We start from the raw sequence: 17,860 nt of genomic DNA, 5'->3' as shown, positions 1-17,860 counted from the left end.
TTACCGATGGTGAGTGTCGCCAGCCGGTCGCTGAAAATGGCGGACCTGAATCTGGAAACCATTACGTAAACCTACATAGAGGCTTTCCCCGGGAACGAGTCCCGCAGCGGTGGCCCAACGGGCCAAATCGTCCTGTTCAAAACCCAGCCAGAGATCACCGCAGGCCTCCTTGGCCCAATTCTGGTTGTGGCTGCATAAATCCGTAACCAGCAGGCTACCGCCGGGGTGCAGCAACCCGGCCATTTGCTTGAGGGCTTCTGCCGGTGCGGCAAAATGGTGCAAGACCATGTTCAGCACCACGCAATCGGCCCGCAGGCCGGTGTCACTCAGGGCGTCGGCCAACTGCAGGCGCACATTGCCCAGGGCTTCGCGTTCACAGAGTTGGCGCGCCAGTTCAAGCATCGCCGGGCTGTTATCCAAGGCCGTGACCTGCTCGAAGCGGCGCGCCAGTTCCGGCAGGAAACCGCCATCGCCAGGGCCGACTTCCAAGGCTGTGGCCTCTTCACTGAAGCTCAGCTTGTCCAACAGTGCCAGTACGCTTTCGCGGTACTGGGCCAAGCCAGCGATAAGGTCCTGCTGTGCGCGAAACTTGTCGGCCACCCGGGAGAAAAAGTCCTGGCTGGCGGCGGCGCGTTGCCCGTGCACCTGGGCGATGCGCGATTGCACATCACCGGGCAGGCGCAAGTTGTCCACTTCGTCGAGCAGGGAGGCATGCAATTTGCCACCAAGCAGTTCGGTATGGGGCAGCGCGCGTCGGTAGAAAATCGCATTGCCTTCTCGACGGGTGGCCACCAGGTCGGCCTGGGCCAGTACCTTCAAATGGTGGCTCATGCCGGACTGGCCGATGGCAAAGATCTGCGCCAGCTCCAGTACCCCGAAAGAATCGTTGGCCAGTGCGCGCAATACGTTCAAGCGCAACGGATCGCCAGCGGCCTTGCACAAGGCAGCCAGTTCATCGCCGTCGTCAGGACGCAGGGAGGGCACGGGTAGGTTCATAAGGCCAGCAGTCTAGTGACGGGTGTAGATCCAGGCAAGGCCAATATCAAAAAGTTTTGATATTGATCGATAAGTGGCGGTTATAAGCCGTCGCTATAACCTTTAGACGAACCGGTTAAAGGTTTCTGCAAGGGATTGATGCCCAAAGCACAGGAAAAACGCCCTCAAGTGACTATCTGTCATTGCCCGCAGGCGGTGGCTGAGGGAAAATGCCGGTCCTTTTTTCCGTTTCTTTTCAGCAAACTCCAGGAGATCAGCGATGCCCAGCCGTCGTGAGCGTGCCAACGCCATTCGTGCCCTCAGCATGGATGCCGTGCAAAAAGCCAACAGCGGCCATCCCGGTGCCCCGATGGGCATGGCGGATATCGCCGAGGTACTTTGGCGTGACTACCTGAAACACAACCCGAGCAACCCGTCGTTCGCCGACCGTGACCGCTTTGTGCTGTCCAACGGCCACGGCTCGATGCTGATTTATTCGCTGCTGCACCTGACCGGCTACGACGTCACCATCGACGACCTCAAGAGCTTCCGTCAACTGCACAGCCGCACCCCGGGCCACCCGGAATTCGGCTACACCCCGGGCGTTGAGACCACCACCGGTCCCCTGGGCCAAGGCCTGGCCAATGCGGTTGGTTTCGCCCTGGCGGAAAAAATCCTGGGCGCGCAGTTCAACCGCCCTGGCCACGACATCGTTGACCACCACACCTACGTATTCCTGGGTGATGGCTGCATGATGGAAGGCATTTCCCACGAAGTCGCGTCCCTGGCCGGCACTCTGGGCCTGGGCAAGCTGATTGCCTTCTACGATGACAACGGCATCTCCATCGACGGCGAAGTCGAAGGCTGGTTCACCGACGACACGCCAAAGCGTTTCGAAGCCTACAACTGGCAGGTGATCCGCAACGTCGACGGCCACGATCCGGAAGAAATCAAGATCGCCATCGACACCGCTCGCAAGAGCGCGCAGCCAACCCTGATCTGCTGCAAGACCACCATCGGTTTCGGCTCGCCGAACAAGCAAGGTAAAGAAGACTGCCACGGCGCCCCACTGGGTGACGCGGAAATCGCCCTGACCCGCGAAGCGCTGAAGTGGAACCACGGCCCATTCGAAATCCCGGCCGACATCTACGCCGAATGGGATGCCAAGGAAAAAGGCCTGGCGGTTGAATCCGAGTGGGACCAGCGTTTCGCTGCGTACTCTGCCGAATTCCCGGAATTGGCCAACGAGCTGGTACGTCGCCTGGCCGGTGACCTGCCTGCCGACTTCTCGGAAAAGGCCTCGGCCTACATCGCTGAAGTCGCGGCCAAGGGCGAGACCATCGCCAGCCGTAAAGCCAGCCAGAACACCCTGAACGCCTTTGGCCCGTTGCTGCCTGAGTTCCTCGGCGGTTCGGCTGACCTGGCTGGTTCCAACCTGACCCTCTGGAAGGGTTGCAAAGGTGTCTCGGCCGAAGACGCCAGCGGCAACTATATGTACTACGGCGTGCGCGAGTTCGGCATGAGCGCCATCATGAACGGCGTGTCCCTGCACGGCGGTTTGGTGCCTTACGGCGCGACCTTCCTGATGTTCATGGAGTACGCACGTAACGCTGTACGTATGGCGGCGCTGATGAAGAAGCGCGTGATCCACGTCTACACCCACGACTCCATCGGCCTGGGCGAAGACGGCCCGACGCACCAGCCGGTCGAGCAACTGACCAGCCTGCGCACCACGCCGAACCTGGATTGCTGGCGCCCAGCCGACGCGGTCGAATCCGCCGTGGCCTGGAAGCACGCCATCGAGCGCAAGGACGGCCCTTCGGCGCTGATCTTCTCGCGTCAGAACCTGCAACACCAGGTGCGTACCGACGCGCAGATCGCCGACATCAGCCGAGGCGGTTATGTGCTCAAGGACTGCATCGGCGAGCCGGAGCTGATCCTGATCTCCACCGGTTCCGAAGTGGGCCTGACCGTTCAGGCGTACGACAAGCTGACCGCACAAGGCCGCAACGTGCGCGTTGTGTCCATGCCCTGCACCAGCGTGTTCGAAGCCCAGGACGCCGGCTACAAGCAATCGGTATTGCCGCTGCAGGTCAGTGCGCGTATCGCCATCGAGGCGGCTCACGCCGACTACTGGTACAAGTACGTGGGCCTGGAAGGCCGCGTGATCGGCATGACCACCTACGGTGAGTCGGCGCCGGCGCCAGCCTTGTTCGAAGAGTTCGGTTTCACCCTGGAAAACATCCTGGGTCAGGCTGAAGAGTTGCTGGAAGACTAAGGCGCACCACACCCATTGTGGGAGCGAGCTTGTTGTGGCGAGGGAGCTTGCTCCCGCTGGAGTGCGAAGCGCTCCCAAACCGGTCACCAGGTGTATCTGATGCATCCCGATCGTTCGGTTTGGGGCCGCTTCGCGGCCCAGCGGGAGCAAGCTCCCTCGCCACACAAGCTCGCTCCTACAGTGGTTTGTGTCGCCCACAATGCGAGAACCCCATGCCCCAACCGCGTCCCTACAAAGTTGCACTCAACGGCTACGGCCGCATTGGTCGTTGCGTCTTGCGTGCTCTGTTCGAGCGAGGGGCGGCGGCCGGGTTTGAAATTGTCGCGATCAATGATTTGGCCGACATGGCCAGCATCGAATACCTGACACGCTTTGACTCCACCCACGGCCGCTTTCCAGGCGAAGTGCGAGTTGAAGGCGATTGTCTGCATATCAATGGCAACTGCGTACAAGTGTTGCGCAGTGCCACCCCCGAAGGCATCGACTGGAAAGCACTGGGCGTCGACCTGGTGCTGGAATGCTCCGGTGTCTATCACACCCGTGCCGATGGCCAGCGTTTCCTCGACGCCGGCGCACCGCGTGTGCTGTTTTCCCAGCCGATGGCCAGCGAGGCGGATGTCGACGCCACCATCGTCTACGGCATCAACCAAGACTGCCTGACCGGCGATGAGCTGCTGGTGTCCAACGCGTCGTGTACCACCAACTGCAGCGTGCCGTTGCTGCGCCTGCTGGACCAGGCGATCGGCCTGGATTACGTGTCGATCACCACGATTCACTCGGCGATGAACGACCAGCCGGTCATCGACGCCTATCACCACGAAGACCTGCGCCGCACGCGTTCGGCGTTCCAGTCAGTGATTCCTGTGTCCACTGGCCTGGCGCGCGGCATCGAGCGACTGCTGCCGGAACTTGCCGGGCGAATCCAGGCCAAAGCCGTACGGGTGCCGACGGTAAACGTGTCTTGCCTGGATATCACCATGCAAACCGTCAGTGACACTGACGCGGCCGAGGTCAACCGGATCCTGTGCGACGCCGCCACCAGCGGCCCGCTCAAAGGCCTGTTGGCCTACACCGAGTTGCCCCACGCCAGTTGCGATTTCAACCATGACCCGCATTCGGCGATTGTCGATGCCAGCCAGACCCGCGTTTCCGGCCCCAGGCTGGTGAACATCCTGGCCTGGTTCGACAACGAATGGGGCTTTGCCAACCGCATGCTGGATGTTGCCGAACACTATCTGCACATCGCTTCTAAACAACCTCAACAGTAATTCAGGAACTGCGACCCATGACCGTGTTGAAGATGACCGACCTCGATCTGCAAGGTAAGCGCGTACTGATCCGCGAAGACCTCAACGTCCCCGTCAAGGACGGTGTTGTCACCAGCGATGCGCGAATCCTGGCCTCGCTGCCGACCATCAAGCTGGCCCTGGAAAAAGGCGCGGCCGTGATGGTCTGCTCCCACCTGGGTCGCCCGACCGAAGGTGAGTTCTCTGCCGAAAACAGCCTCAAGCCGGTCGCCGAGTACCTGAGCAAGGCCCTGGGCCGTGACGTGCCATTGGTCGCAGACTACCTGGGCGGCGTGGACGTAAAAGCCGGCGATATCGTGCTGTTCGAAAACGTGCGCTTCAACAAGGGCGAGAAAAAGAACAGCGACGAACTGGCCCAGCAATACGCCGCCCTGTGCGACGTGTTTGTGATGGACGCGTTCGGCACCGCCCACCGCGCCGAAGGTTCGACCCACGGCGTGGCCAAGTTCGCCAAGGTCGCCGCGGCTGGCCCGCTGTTGGCTGCTGAGCTTGCGGCGCTGGGTAAGGCCCTGGGCGCTCCGGCCCAACCGATGGCGGCCATTGTTGCCGGCTCCAAGGTCTCCACCAAGCTGGACGTGCTCAACAGCCTGAGCCAGATCTGCAACCAACTGATCGTCGGCGGCGGCATTGCCAACACCTTCCTGGCTGCCGCCGGCCACCCGGTGGGCAAGTCCCTGTACGAGCCAGACCTGCTCGACACCGCCCGCGCCATCGCCGCCAAGGTCAGCGTGCCGTTGCCGGTGGACGTGGTGGTTGCCAAGGAATTCGCTGAAAGCGCCGCCGCGACCGTCAAGCTTATCGCTGACGTGGCCGACGACGACATGATCCTGGACATCGGCCCGCAAACCGCGGCCAACTTCGCCGAGCTGCTCAAGGCATCCCAGACTATCCTGTGGAATGGCCCGGTGGGCGTATTCGAGTTCGACCAATTCGGCAACGGCACCAAAGTGCTGGCCAAAGCGATCGCTGAAAGCTCGGCGTTCTCCATCGCTGGCGGTGGCGATACCCTGGCGGCGATCGATAAATATGGTGTGGCTGATCAGATCTCCTACATTTCTACCGGTGGTGGCGCTTTCCTCGAGTTCGTCGAGGGTAAGGTGTTGCCAGCTGTGGAAGTGCTGGAAACCCGAGCCAAAGGTTAAGGCTCGCGTGATCAGGAAAAGGAGCGTTCCCATGATCAAGTCGTTGGCACTGGTGATCGCAGCGGGCCTGTTGGCCGGCTGCGGCAGTACACCCAGCGCGGCGCCCGAGGCGGATAACGCCAAGGCACCGTTGAGAAAAAGCTGTTACCAGGCTGACTGGCAAGCCGAGACCATGCCGGTGATCAACAAGCGCATCGGCAACGAACGGCTGGAGAAATACGACTCCGCGCCCAACGGTCAGGAACAGGGTTGCCCATGACGGGTCTGATCCACTAACCGACAGCAACGGCGGCCCCAGGTCGCCCTGCGAGGATTGGCAATGAAAGGCGTTTTCGCCCTGGCAGCTCTGGCCCTGTTGGCCGGCTGCAGCAACATGAACCTGTTCAACAAGGCAGAGCCAGCCGACAAATGGACCACCTGGACCTGCGACAGCAAGGCCGAGGTCAACTGGCGCTTTGCCAACCAGGCCCGTTCCGAAGTGGATGTACGCCTCGGCGGTTCGGACCAGGTTTACCGTCTCAAACAAGAGGTAGCCGCCTCCGGTGTGCTGTATAGCGACGGCCAGTTGGCGTTTCACACCAAAGGTGAGGAAGGCCTGGTTTACTGGGTGGCGACGGATGATTTGATTGGGCGCGGCTGCAAAGCCCAGTGAGAATACGATCTGAAGTCCAATGAGATCAAAATGTGGGAGCTGGCTTGCCTGCGATTGCGGTGGGTCAGCAAAGCCAATATCGACTGGCTCTGCGCCATCGCAGGCAAGCCAGCTCCCACATTGACCTGTTTCACAGTGGCACTAGCGCTAAGCCACACCAGCAATAACGATTCAGCAGCACAAGGCTCAACCCCTTGATCTGCAATAACTTGAATAGCAGCCGCCGCTACGGCAGGCTTGCACGATTAACGACCCTCGACCGGGAGAGACAACACAATGGCACTTATCAGCATGCGTCAAATGCTGGACCACGCAGCCGAGTTCGGCTACGGCGTCCCAGCCTTTAACGTCAACAACCTTGAGCAGATGCGCGCCATCATGGAAGCCGCTGACAAGACCGACTCCCCCGTGATCGTCCAGGCTTCGGCCGGTGCGCGCAAATACGCTGGCGCCCCGTTCCTGCGTCACCTGATCCTCGCTGCCATCGAAGAATTCCCGCACATCCCGGTGTGCATGCACCAGGACCACGGCACCAGCCCTGACGTGTGCCAGCGCTCGATCCAACTGGGCTTCAGCTCGGTAATGATGGACGGCTCCCTCGGCGAAGACGGCAAGACCCCAACCGACTACGAGTACAACGTACGCGTGACCCAACAAACCGTAGCCATGGCGCACGCCTGCGGCGTATCGGTTGAAGGCGAACTGGGCTGCCTGGGTTCGCTTGAAACCGGCATGGCCGGCGAAGAAGACGGCATCGGCGCCGAAGGCGTGCTGGATCACAGCCAGATGCTGACCGACCCGGAAGAAGCCGCCGACTTCGTCAAGAAGACCCAGGTCGACGCCTTGGCCATCGCCATCGGCACCAGCCACGGCGCCTACAAGTTCACCAAGCCACCTACCGGCGACGTGCTGGCCATCGACCGCATCAAGGAAATCCACAAGCGCATCCCCAATACCCACCTGGTGATGCACGGTTCTTCCTCGGTACCGCAAGAGTGGCTGGCGATCATCAACCAGTACGGCGGCGACATCAAAGAAACCTACGGCGTACCGGTTGAAGAAATCGTCGAAGGCATCAAGTACGGCGTGCGCAAGGTCAACATCGACACCGACCTGCGCCTGGCATCCACCGGTGCGATGCGTCGCCTGATGGCCACCAACCCGAGCGAGTTCGACCCGCGTAAATTCTTCGGCGCCACTGTGACGGCGATGCGTGATGTGTGTATCGCACGTTATGAAGCCTTTGGTACGGCCGGCAATGCTTCGAAGATCAAGCCGATCTCGTTGGAAGCGATGTATCAGCGGTATTTGAAAGGTGAATTGAACGCTAAGGTGAACTGAGCCTCAAGCGTCTAACAAAGAAGCCCGCAGTGATGCGGGCTTTTTTGTTAGGCGTAAAAGAGGGTGTCGCTGACCATCTAATCTTTTTGTGTCGTTCTCATCGTTTGGCGATCAACTAATAAGTTCTTTTCAAGTCTATGCGGTGACTAGCGCCATTCAGCCAGTAATCTCCGCTTAACGTATTAAATGGGGTGGAAATATCCACTGGATTTGAGACAAGTACAAATTTGTAAGACGTTTGCTCACCCGGGGGGCTGGCCAAATCTAACCTTGCTTGCCCTCCTTTTTCCGCATTAGCGAATTTATATGTTCCGCTGATTGGATTGGCCCTGGCTCCGTCATGGTAGAGTGCTGTTACGTCACCGGTATGGCTGTCGGCACTTGTGATTGTCAAGTAACGATACTGAGTGGTATTGGCAGTTGTTACTCCGGCATACGTTCCCATTGGATTAGGCATTGTCATGATGAATTTCCCTATAACGTTTGCTAAAGGATTAGCTTAAAGCGGCGCATTTTTTGTTGTGCCGTTTTTGTAAGGCTATAGAGAGTTGGTCTGTATGGCACCTGTGAAATATGACAGTGTCTTATACTGTTTTGGAATTGAAAGTAAATGGCGGCAGATATACAGTGTTAATGCATTTGTCTTCATAAAGGAAGGGAGGCGCAATCGAGTTGAACGCAATTACATTTGCGTTGCTTATTTCTAAGTGGTATTAAAATCTGTCAATGTTGACAGTATCGCTAGTTAACCCTCTTGCGCATGCTTGGCTCACTCATCCAGGAAGGGGAATACGCTATGTCACATTCAACTCTTAAGTGGCTTCAGTTTTTTGCGGCGACGGGTGCGTTGATGCTGATAGGTAATGCACAGGCGGCCCAGTTATCTTGCCCAGATTCTTCAACTATCAAGGTTGTGAGCATTCAGTTTTCAGCTGGAGAGCAAGAGCAGCAATGGAGTGGCGAACAGCTCGTTGACGATTATTCTGGGGCTGAGGGCGTCAAGTTTCTGGGCGCAGCGATCAAACAAGGTGCAGACAGCGAAACGAAATTGCCTTATCACTACGTAATCTGTAATTACAGCGGGAAAGGCAAGGACGATTATTTGAGGTTGTCTAAGCGGTTTGTCTTGCCTCCCGTGGCTAACGGTTCTGGTTGGAATGAGAATAAAGAGTGTACAAATAGTAAAGTCACGGACTGTGCTTTTGAGCTGATGAACTCAAAGGGGCCTGCCAAGTTCACATTGCCTGTTCAGAAGTAGGGGCGGGGGATTTTCCAATCTTTCGTCGCCTAAAGAAAACCCGCAGAAATGCGGGTTTTTTGTGTCCGGGTTTCGATCAGCTCGGCGGTGATGTATCGAATCCACGGTGTTCAATGACTCGGAACACATCACTCACGTCCTGCACTAGGATGCGTGCGGTATTGGCCACGTTGTTCAGGTCGCGCTCGGCGAAATCCGGCAGGCTGGAGCAGGCCATCAGGTTTAGGTGTTCCAGAGCGGCGTTGAGACGTTCGCGCAGGCAGGCGTGGAGGTCGAGCAGTGGGGCTTCGCTGTCGATCAATAGCACGGGGTAGTCGGTGGCGGTTTCGGTGCAGGGGGTGAAACGGCGGGGTGGTAGCTGTTGGGTCATGGCAACTATTCCTCGTATCTGAAAAGGACTACCGCCATTCGCTGCGAAACGAAGTGGGTGGTAGCTGTGTGCGGGTTCGCAGACCGAGGATACGAGGAACCCGGCAGACCCGAAGGTCTCCCACACACAGCCACCATAAAACAGACGACGGGCGCCGAAGCGCTCATCGTTGTATTCATGATGCTTGGTTACACACGTATCGTTAGGGCTGCGAAACCCTATCGCCGATCAATGCCAGCGACGGGGCGAACTATAAGCGGCGATGTGGCTTGTCGCAACGGTACTGTAGGACCCGCAACGGGCCTTGAGCCGATGCACGGTCAATGTGCGAGCCGGGCTTGCCCGCGATGGCAGTGTGTCAGGCGCCTAGGATATTGGCTGATACGCCGCCATCGCGGGCAAGCCCGGCTCCCACGGGGGGCTGCGGTGTGTTTAAGGCTTTGGATTTATCTGGGAAAAATCCTGTGTCTCACGGGACGATTCACTCATGATCAATATCCAACTTCGCAAACGTCACCCGCGCACCCTCATTCGTGTCGCCCGAATTGTCCTGCACGTACACCCCCGCCTTGAAGTACAACGGCTTGTCGCCCCAGGCCGCGCCAATCCGTTCATTCCACTCGCTGTCAGCGGCATACACGCTGAGCAGCCCGGCTTTATTTAGATTGATCACATAGGTGAAGCTCTTCTCCAGCGGCACATTGGAGGCGACGATGATCACCCGGCTTTCGGCTTCATCCGGGCGCATGCGCACTTTGGCGACGATGTTGCCGGTCTGGGTTTTCTCCTTGAATTGGTACTCCAGCTTGATCAACGGTTTCTGGCTGTCGTAAGCGTGGATCTGGCCGATCACGATCTTGCCGGAGGAGGGCACCTGGTTCACCGCCAGGGTGGCGCGCAGGAAGTTGTCGGCCTCGGGGTAGGTCCAGTTACGCAGGCGGCCGTCGGCGTAGGTTTCGCGCAGTTCGCTGCGTGGGTAGATGGCGTTTTCGGTGCGGGTGCCCGTCACGGGTGTCCAGAACTGCACATCGCTGCCTTCGGCCTGGAAGTATTGATCGTTGAAGCCGCTCATCAGCCTTGGCGTTTCAATGGTCGTGGGTGGGGAGCCGACCGGGATGCTCAGGTTCCAGGTGGAGAGGTCGATCATGGTGTTGGCCTTTTTTACAGAGGGTGTAGGCATTGGCCCAGAGGGCCTTTCAGGTTCTTTATAGGCGGTGCTGGTGAGATTGTTAAACAATTGCTGGCAATTTATTGGCGTCAGAGGAATGCCAAAAAGCCATGTTGCCCGTGAACCGCGGGCTACAGGGCCTTACCGTTAGTCGGCTTCCTGGCCTTTGGCACAATGAGGGCACCCACGTCACTTCTGCTTTTTTGGCCGCGCGGCTAGAGTGAGCCCTCAGTGTTTGTCCGGCCTTGGTAGCAAAAGTGACCGGTGCAGCTCCCTAAGGAAGAGACGTAGCATGGATGGCGCTCCACAACACGACGATGCAATTTCGGTTCTGTTGGTGGTCGATGACTACCCGGAAAACCTCGTCAGCATGCGTGCGCTGTTGCAGCGTGACGACTGGCGGGTGATCACCGCTGCGTCTGGCCTGGAAGCCTTGGAGTTACTGCTGGCCCACGACGTCGACCTGGTGCTGCTGGACGTGCGCATGCCGGGCATGGACGGCTTTGAGGTCGCACGCCTGATGCGGGGCAGCCAGCGCACGCGCATGACGCCGATTATCTTTCTGACCGCCACTGCCCACTCGCCCGACGCGGTACTTGAAGGCTATGCCAGTGGGGCGATCGACTACCTGTTCAAGCCGTTTGACCCGCATATCCTCAAGCCCAAGGTGCAGGCGTTGCTCGAGCACCAGCGCAATCGCCGTGCCTTGCAGCGCCTGAGCCATGACCTGGAATTGGCCCGCGCTTTTAATGCCTCGGTGCTGGATAACGCCGCCGAGGGCATTCTGGTGGTGAGCGAAGCCAGTGTGATCGAGTACGCCAACCCGGCAATTTCCCGGCTGTTGAATGCAACGATGGCTGAGTTGCAGGGCGAGAGTTTCCTCAGTTTCCTGCAAAAGCCCCATGTGCCAGCCTGGTTGGGCTTTCCCATGTACGAGGCATATCGCCGGGGCGAGACGTGGCGCCAACACGACGCCATTTTGCGCACCGGTCGGGGCCAGCAGGTGCCAGTGGCGTTGTCCTGCGCGCCGTTGCCAGCGGAGCAGAAGGCGATGGTGGTGACGGTGCTGGACATGTCCGAAGTGCGTCACCTGCATCAGCAACTGGAATTCCAGGCCGTGACCGACCCGCTGACCGGGCTGCTGAACCGGCGCGGTTTCCATCAGGCGATGGAGAATACGTTGCTGCGCAGCGAACGTAGCGAGCAGGCGCTGGTATTGCTGTACCTGGACCTGGATGGCTTCAAGCGGGTCAACGATACGCTGGGCCATGACGCCGGGGATCGCGTGCTGCGATGGGTTTCGGAGCAAATGCAGGCGTGCCTGCGTTCCTACGACATTCTGGGGCGCATGGGCGGGGATGAGTTCACCGCGTTGCTGGAACTGGAGTTCCCCGAGCAGGCCGCGAAGATCGCGGAAAAGCTCATCGAGCGGGTATCTGTGTGCCAGCAGGTCGATGGTCTGGAGGTGATGCTTGGGGTCAGTATCGGCATCGCGACCTTCCCGGATTGCGGCTCGGACTTGAGCGGCCTGCTGCGGGCGGCGGATATTGCCATGTACGAAGCCAAGCGCGCCGGCCGTCAGCAGTATCGTTACTACGACCAGGAAATGAACGGCCGCGCCCGCTCGCGGTTGATGCTGGAAGACAGCGTGCGTACCGCCATTGCCAACAAGGATTTCACCTTGGTGTACCAGCCCCAGGTTTCCCTGGAGGACGGGCGTTTGCGCGGTGTCGAGGCGCTGTTGCGCTGGCAGCATCCCAGCGTCGGTGATGTGCCTCCGGGTCTGTTCTTGCCGCTGTTGGAAGAGGCGCGGTTGATCAACCAGTTAAGTGCCTGGATCTACCAGCAAGTCGCTGCCCAGCGCCAGGCCTGGCAAGCTGCCTTCGACCCCGAACTGGTGTTGAGCGTGAGCCTGAGCAGCAGCCAGTTCAACATGCCCAACCTCGCCAACCAACTGCAGCAGATGCTGGAGCGGCATGGGTTACAGGGGCGGCAACTGGAGGTGGAAATCGGCGAAGACTGCTTGATGAGTAATCTTGCTGAGTCTACCAAGCAACTCCAGCTACTGCGCCGGATCGGGGTGCGGATTGCCCTGGACGACTTTGGCTCTGGCCAGTGCTCCCTGGCTCATTTGCGCGACCTGGCATTCGATACCCTCAAGCTTGACCCTCAACTGGTGGCGCGCCTGCCTGGCTCGGCGCGGGATGGGGCGATGGCGCGCAGCATCATCCAACTGTGTGAGCATTTTGGCGTGCTGGTGATCGCCGAAGGCGTGGAGACCCTTGAGCAAACACAGTGGCTCAAGGCCAATGGCTGCGCCTGTATCCAGGGGGCGTGGGCGGCGCTGCCGTTGATGGCCGAGGACGTTGCCGGCTGGTCGTACCCTCGCGCGCTTTGAATTCGCTACACTGGCGCCCGTCCCAATTGCGTTGCAGAGCCCATGACCGCGTTGAAATACCTCCAGGCCTATCCCGCTGCGCTCCAGGAGCAAGTGCGCCAACTGATCGCCAAGGGCCAGTTGGGGGCTTACCTGGAACAGCGGTACCCCGAACGCCATGGGGTGCAGAGCGACAAGGCCCTGTACGCCTATGCCCTGGCCTTGAAGCAGGAGCACCTGCGTAACGCGCCGTCTATCGACAAGGTGCTGTTCGACAACCGCCTGGACCTGACCCACCGAGCCTTGGGTTTGCATACCACGATTTCCCGGGTGCAGGGCGGTAATCTCAAGTCCAAGAAAGAGATCCGCATCGCTTCGCTGTTCAAGGAGGCGGCTCCGGAGTTTCTGCGCATGATCGTGGTGCACGAGTTGGCTCACTTTAAAGAGTCGGACCACAACAAGGCGTTCTATAAGCTCTGCCAATACATGATGCCGGGCTACCATCAGGTGGAATTCGACCTGCGTGTGTACCTCACCTGGCGCGATTTGCAGGGCAAGCCCTAACCCCAAGGCGACTACCATGGATGTGAGCAAGACCAAAAGCAGCTTCTACCGCCGCCTGTACGTGGCGTACTTGATCGACAGCCAACTGGCCAGCAGCGTCCCGGCGCTGACCGAGGCCACCGGCATGCCTCGGCGTACCGCCCAGGACACGATTGCGGCGTTGGCCGACCTGGATATTGTGTGTGAGTTCGAGCAGGAGGACGGTGCGCGTCACCATGCCGGGCGCTATCGGATTCGGGACTGGGGGGCGATTGATCGGGGGTGGATCGAGGCCAACCTGGGGTCGATCAAGCAGGTGTTGGGCTATCCCTGAAGGCCGGCTTTGGCAGGACTGACGCTATCGCGGGCAAGCCCGGCTCCCACCGTCCAATGTGGGAGCTGGCTTGCCTGCGATGGCGCCCTCAGATGCGCCGCATACCGATATGTGGAATATCATCTTCCAGGTATTCCTCACCCGCCACCACAAACCCATACCGCCCGTAGTACCCCTGCAAATGAGCCTGGGCCGAGAGAAAAATCGGCGTTTGCGGCCAGATATCCTCAATACGCTCAAGCGCCTCTTCCAGCATTTGATGCCCCAGCCCGGTGCCCCGTGCCGCCTGCGAAACGATGACGCGGCCAATCACCACATCGCCGCCCTGGGACTCTGGGTCCAGCAGCCGCAGGTAAGCCACCAGCTCATTATCATTCCAGGCCATCAGGTGATGGGTGTCCCCCGCCAGGTCCTGCCCGTCGATGTCCTGATACGCGCATTTCTGCTCGACGACGAATACCTCGCTGCGCAAGCGCAGGACGGCGTACAGCTGGTCCTTCCCCAAGTCGTCGTGATGTTTGCAAACCCAATCAACCGTCATGATGTGTGCTCTGATAAAGACGTGCCTGGATAGTAAGCGCGGCGGGCGCCGCTGTCTAAAATTGGCAAATGTGTGAATGGCGTCAATTTGCCATCATTCAGTGCGTGCGCCGTTGGCTTCTTTGTGTAATCTGCAATGCAAGCTTATTGATGAGCTACTGTTATCAGGCCACCGCCTGCCCGCCAAGGACTTTAAGCATGCCGCGATTGACTCGTGCCGTTGCTTTGATCGCAGTGCTGCTGCTGGCCCCGCCGGTGCTGGCCCAACGTCTGCGTCTGGTGGCGGATGGCTGGCCGCCGTTCACCGATGCCACTTTGATCAATGGCGGCTTGGCCACGGATATCGTCAGCACCGCCCTGGCCCGTGCGGGGTACGCCAGTGATTTTGAGCAGGTGCCCTGGGCCCGTGCGCTCAAGGGCGTGGGCGATGGGCGCTACGATGTGCTGATCAACGCTTGGTACGACGAGGCTCGCACGCAGTTTGGCCAGTTTTCTGCTGAGTACCTGCTTAACCGCGTGCGCTTTCTCAAGCGCAGCGACGATGACATCGTTTATCAGAGCCTGGCCCGACTGCACGACGAGACCATCGCCGTGGTGCGCGGTTACGCCTACTCGGCAGCGTTCGATCAAGACACCCAGCTACAGAAAGTACCCGTGCACAACTTCGCCATGGCGGTGCGCATGCTCGCCGCGCGGCGGGTGCGGTTGACGCTGGAAGACGAATACGTGGCGCGTTATTACCTGGCTCGGGAGTCGCCGCGGGTACGCAATGCGGTGGCGTTTGTGGGCAAGCCGTTGAGCGAGAACAGCCTGCATATTCTGGTCAGTTTGAAGAACCCCGAGCATGCGCAGATCGTTGCCAGCTTTGATCGGGAGATTGCCAGGATGAAGGCTGATGGCAGTTATGCGCGGTTGATGAAGGCGCATGGGATGTAGGGTGCTTGCGGGCCTCATCGCGGGCAAGCCCGGCTCCCACATTTTGCCCGCATTCTTATGTTGGAACTCGGTCAAATGTGGGAGCTGGCTTGCCTGCGATAGCGGTTTAAGCCGCACCGGTATCCTTGATCAGATGCGCCGCCAACGTACGCAACGGCCCCAACTGCCGGCAAATCAACGCCAACTGCGTCTGCACCAACCGCTGCGCTTCATCGATCTCATCCGGCATTTGTTCCAGCTCGGCTGCCAACCCTTCCTCGGCATCACTCTGGATCGAAATCGGCTGTTTATTGGCCAGGCCGGTGGCGATCTCATCGATGCTCGCCGCCAGGCTGTTGCCCGCGCCTTCGATCAAGTGCTCGCGTACGTCGGTCGGTAGCTGAGTATCGCGGTGTGCACCCAATCCGGATAAGTAGCTGAGCAAGGTGTGAGACAGCACCAGGAATCGGAAGCCCACGTCGGCTTCCTTACGGAAGTGCCCCGGCTCCATCAGCATATTCGCCAGGGTGGTGGACAACGCGGCATCGGCGTTGTGGGCATTGCGGCGGGCTAGGCGGGAAGGCAGATCGTCACTCTTGCCGGCGGCGTATTGCTGCATGATCTGGCGCAGGTAGATGCTGTTGCAGGTCAGGGTATTGGCCAGCACTTTGTTCAAGCGTCGGCCTTGCCAGTCCGGCAGGAACAGGAACACCGCCAGGCCCGCGATCAGGCTGCCGAGCAAGGTATCGAACAGGCGCGGCAGGAACAGCCCATAACCATCGCCCACCTGGTTGAAGCAGAACAGCACCATCAGGGTGATCGCCGCCGTTGCCAGGGTGTAGCGGGTGGTGCGGTTGATAAAGAACACCAGGCCTGCGGCGATAGCGAACATCGACTGCACCACCGGGTTGGGGAACAGATCGAACAGCGCCCACGCCACGGTGAGGCCGATGGCGGTGCCGATGATCCGCTGGCCGAGTTTGCGCCGGGTGGCGCCGTAGCTCGGTTGGCACACGAACAGAGTGGTGAGGATGATCCAGTAGCCCTGGGACGCGTGGATAGCGTGCAGGGTGGCGTAGCCGACGGTCAATGCCAGGGACAGGCGCAGGGCGTGGCGAAACAGTAGCGAGGTGGGCGTCAGTTGGGTGCGCAGACGTGTCCACATTTCCTTGAGGTTGCGTGGGGCGCGGTCCAGCAGGTTGCTGTCGGTGGCGTCGGCCAGGGCATCGGGGTTGCTGGCGTCGCCCAGCAGGCGGTCGAGGGTGGACAGGTTGGCCGCCAAGGCGCGCAATGAACGCAGCAGGCCACGCCAGGCCGGGTTGCTCTGGATGCGCAGGTGCTCCAGGGACGCGTTGAGGTCGCCCAGGGCTTGGGCAAAGCTGTCGTCATAGATGAACGGTTGGCGCAGTTGGATCGACTCGGCCAGGGTCTGGCAGGCCTTGCCTTGCTGGCGCAATAGGCGCTGGCAACGAAACAGCACATCGCTGTGGAAGAAGGCTTCGGTGAGGGCGTTGTAGGGGTAGTGGGAGGAACTGGCGCGCTCGTGGATGTCCTGGGCCAGGAAGTACAGTTTCAGGTAACGGCTGACCTTAGAGCCCGGTCGCCCATTGCCGACGCGGTGCAGGATGATTTCCTTGGCTGCATTCAGCGCTGCGACTACTCGGCCATTTTGCTGGGCCAATTCCAGGCGTCGCGCTTCCACATCCAACTGCCGGATTGGTTCGAACAACGATGACTTGAGCTTGAGGTAACGCCCCAGCTCGCGGAACAACCGCGCCAGGCTCTGCTGCACCGGCTGGTTGGAAAACAGCGCCTGCCACAGCACGGACAGCACGCCGTACCAGGCGGCACCGGCGACCAGCAGCAGCGGCTCATGCCAGAAATCCGTGACGGCGCCGCCGCGCTGGTCCACGCCGATCATGGTGTAGACCGACAGAATCAAGGTGGCCGAGGCAATCGCGCCATAGCGTTCACCCAGTGCGCCGAGCATGGTCAGGCCGAAACTGGCCAGGGCCAGGGCGATGGCAAATATCCAGGGGTAAGGGAACAGCAGCTCCACCGACAGCGCGGCAATGCTGAAACACACCAGTGTTACCGCCAGCGCGTTGAGGCGGCCTTGCCAGCTGTCATCGGTCTCGGCCAGGGCGCTGGCGATAATCCCCAGGAACAGCGGGATCAGCAGCGTCATTTCATCCTGGTACCAACACAATGCCATGCTGCCGGTGAGGGCGATGAACACCCGTACGCTGTAGCTGAATTTATCCAGCGCCCACAGGCGCCGCATGGACTGCTTGAACGAGGTCGATGACATGAAGTCTGGAGTCTTCCGGGACGTTGTCGCTAAATTGAGCTATCAAGGACGCCACGGCAAGCGTGGTGATCACATCCAGCCGCAAAATTCTCAGGATCACTGCAAAACCCCTGTGGGAGCTGGCTTGCCTGCGATAGCGGCGGTGAAACCAAAAACCCCCTCCCCGTCTCCTTTACACACCCTAGGCCGCCCACGAAATTCAGGGGTGTGGTGTCCGTGGGGGGCCGCTTACTTAAAAAAAAAAAAACACGGCATGTAACAGGAGTATGCGAATAGTGATACAAACAATAACCATGAGAATCAAGGAATACTACGCGCTGGTCGATAGTTGGGAGAGCTGATCACTGCA

The 17,860-nt window shown here is 59.6% G+C and carries 17 protein-coding genes; 11 read left to right on the top strand and 6 right to left on the bottom strand.

The features are described 5' to 3' along the window. Positions 1–996 (bottom strand): metalloregulator ArsR/SmtB family transcription factor, encoded by a 996-nt coding sequence (locus CER19_RS06940; RefSeq protein WP_116665890.1) that lies wholly within the window; start codon positions 994–996, stop codon positions 1–3. Positions 997–1,255: 259 nt separating this feature from the next. On the opposite strand from CER19_RS06940, the gene tkt reads away from it, so the two are divergent. The 6 genes from tkt (at position 1,256) to fba (ending at position 7,695) form a co-directional block, all read left to right on the top strand. After that, positions 1,256–3,253 carry a transketolase gene (gene tkt, locus CER19_RS06935; RefSeq protein ID WP_116665889.1) on the top strand — a complete coding sequence of 666 codons (1,998 nt, stop codon included), beginning with the start codon at positions 1,256–1,258 and terminating at the stop codon, positions 3,251–3,253. A 212-nt stretch (positions 3,254–3,465) separates the two neighbouring features. Next, positions 3,466–4,521: an erythrose-4-phosphate dehydrogenase gene (epd, locus tag CER19_RS06930; RefSeq protein ID WP_116665888.1), complete on the top strand. Its 1,056-nt coding sequence runs from the start codon at positions 3,466–3,468 to the stop codon at positions 4,519–4,521. Positions 4,522–4,538: 17 nt separating this feature from the next. Next, on the top strand, positions 4,539–5,702 hold the full coding sequence (locus tag CER19_RS06925) for a phosphoglycerate kinase (RefSeq protein ID WP_116665887.1): 1,164 nt from the start codon (positions 4,539–4,541) through the stop codon (positions 5,700–5,702). Between the two features lie 31 nt (positions 5,703–5,733). Further along, positions 5,734–5,961, top strand: coding sequence for a hypothetical protein (locus tag CER19_RS06920; protein WP_003194953.1), 228 nt, complete (start codon positions 5,734–5,736; stop codon positions 5,959–5,961). 60 nt (positions 5,962–6,021) lie between these two features. Further along, the gene (locus CER19_RS06915) at positions 6,022–6,354 is read left to right on the top strand and encodes an MliC family protein (RefSeq protein ID WP_116665886.1); all 333 of its coding nucleotides are present in this window, start codon (positions 6,022–6,024) and stop codon (positions 6,352–6,354) included. A 276-nt stretch (positions 6,355–6,630) separates the two neighbouring features. Beyond that, positions 6,631–7,695 carry a class II fructose-bisphosphate aldolase gene (fba, locus tag CER19_RS06910; protein WP_003177554.1) on the top strand — a complete coding sequence of 355 codons (1,065 nt, stop codon included), beginning with the start codon at positions 6,631–6,633 and terminating at the stop codon, positions 7,693–7,695. Positions 7,696–7,810: 115 nt separating this feature from the next. Here the strand turns inward: fba and CER19_RS28565 are convergent, their stop codons facing one another. Next, complete coding sequence (locus CER19_RS28565; protein WP_133298316.1) at positions 7,811–8,158, bottom strand: hypothetical protein; 348 nt, start codon at positions 8,156–8,158, stop codon at positions 7,811–7,813. A 333-nt stretch (positions 8,159–8,491) separates the two neighbouring features. Between CER19_RS28565 and CER19_RS06905 the strand changes: the two genes are divergently transcribed. Then, positions 8,492–8,953, top strand: a complete 462-nt coding sequence (locus CER19_RS06905; RefSeq protein ID WP_116665885.1) for a DUF3757 domain-containing protein — start codon at positions 8,492–8,494, stop codon at positions 8,951–8,953. Positions 8,954–9,029: 76 nt separating this feature from the next. On the opposite strand, the gene CER19_RS06900 is transcribed toward CER19_RS06905, so the two are convergent. Both CER19_RS06900 and CER19_RS06890 read right to left on the bottom strand, forming a co-directional pair. Further along, a complete protein-coding gene (locus CER19_RS06900; RefSeq protein WP_116665884.1) occupies positions 9,030–9,323 on the bottom strand; it encodes a fructose-bisphosphate aldolase in 294 nt (97 codons plus the stop codon). A 481-nt stretch (positions 9,324–9,804) separates the two neighbouring features. Next, on the bottom strand, positions 9,805–10,470 hold the full coding sequence (locus CER19_RS06890) for a polysaccharide lyase family 7 protein (RefSeq protein ID WP_116665882.1): 666 nt from the start codon (positions 10,468–10,470) through the stop codon (positions 9,805–9,807). 313 nt (positions 10,471–10,783) lie between these two features. On the opposite strand from CER19_RS06890, the gene CER19_RS06885 reads away from it, so the two are divergent. From CER19_RS06885 to CER19_RS06875, 3 genes are read left to right on the top strand one after another with little or no spacing between them, the layout of a single operon-like run. Continuing rightward, positions 10,784–12,889 (top strand): bifunctional diguanylate cyclase/phosphodiesterase, encoded by a 2,106-nt coding sequence (locus CER19_RS06885; RefSeq protein ID WP_116665881.1) that lies wholly within the window; start codon positions 10,784–10,786, stop codon positions 12,887–12,889. 42 nt (positions 12,890–12,931) lie between these two features. Beyond that, positions 12,932–13,432: a M48 family metallopeptidase gene (locus CER19_RS06880; RefSeq protein WP_116665880.1), complete on the top strand. Its 501-nt coding sequence runs from the start codon at positions 12,932–12,934 to the stop codon at positions 13,430–13,432. A 16-nt stretch (positions 13,433–13,448) separates the two neighbouring features. Next, positions 13,449–13,745: a helix-turn-helix domain-containing protein gene (locus CER19_RS06875; RefSeq protein WP_116665879.1), complete on the top strand. Its 297-nt coding sequence runs from the start codon at positions 13,449–13,451 to the stop codon at positions 13,743–13,745. 88 nt (positions 13,746–13,833) lie between these two features. Here CER19_RS06875 and CER19_RS06870 read toward each other — a convergent pair whose 3' ends face one another. Continuing rightward, positions 13,834–14,286 (bottom strand): GNAT family N-acetyltransferase, encoded by a 453-nt coding sequence (locus CER19_RS06870; protein WP_116665878.1) that lies wholly within the window; start codon positions 14,284–14,286, stop codon positions 13,834–13,836. Positions 14,287–14,483: 197 nt separating this feature from the next. On the opposite strand from CER19_RS06870, the gene CER19_RS06865 reads away from it, so the two are divergent. Beyond that, the gene (locus tag CER19_RS06865) at positions 14,484–15,221 is read left to right on the top strand and encodes an ABC transporter substrate-binding protein (protein WP_116665877.1); all 738 of its coding nucleotides are present in this window, start codon (positions 14,484–14,486) and stop codon (positions 15,219–15,221) included. A 106-nt stretch (positions 15,222–15,327) separates the two neighbouring features. On the opposite strand, the gene yccS is transcribed toward CER19_RS06865, so the two are convergent. After that, positions 15,328–17,511: a YccS family putative transporter gene (yccS, locus tag CER19_RS06860; protein ID WP_116665876.1), complete on the bottom strand. Its 2,184-nt coding sequence runs from the start codon at positions 17,509–17,511 to the stop codon at positions 15,328–15,330. Positions 17,512–17,860 lie beyond the last annotated feature (349 nt).

The organism is Pseudomonas sp. GL93, assembly GCF_003408955.1.
GTDB classification, from domain to species: Bacteria; Pseudomonadota; Gammaproteobacteria; order Pseudomonadales; family Pseudomonadaceae; genus Aquipseudomonas; species Aquipseudomonas paracarnis.
The sequence above is the reverse complement of the archived record's forward strand: the minus strand, read 5'-3'. Positions and strand labels throughout refer to the sequence as shown.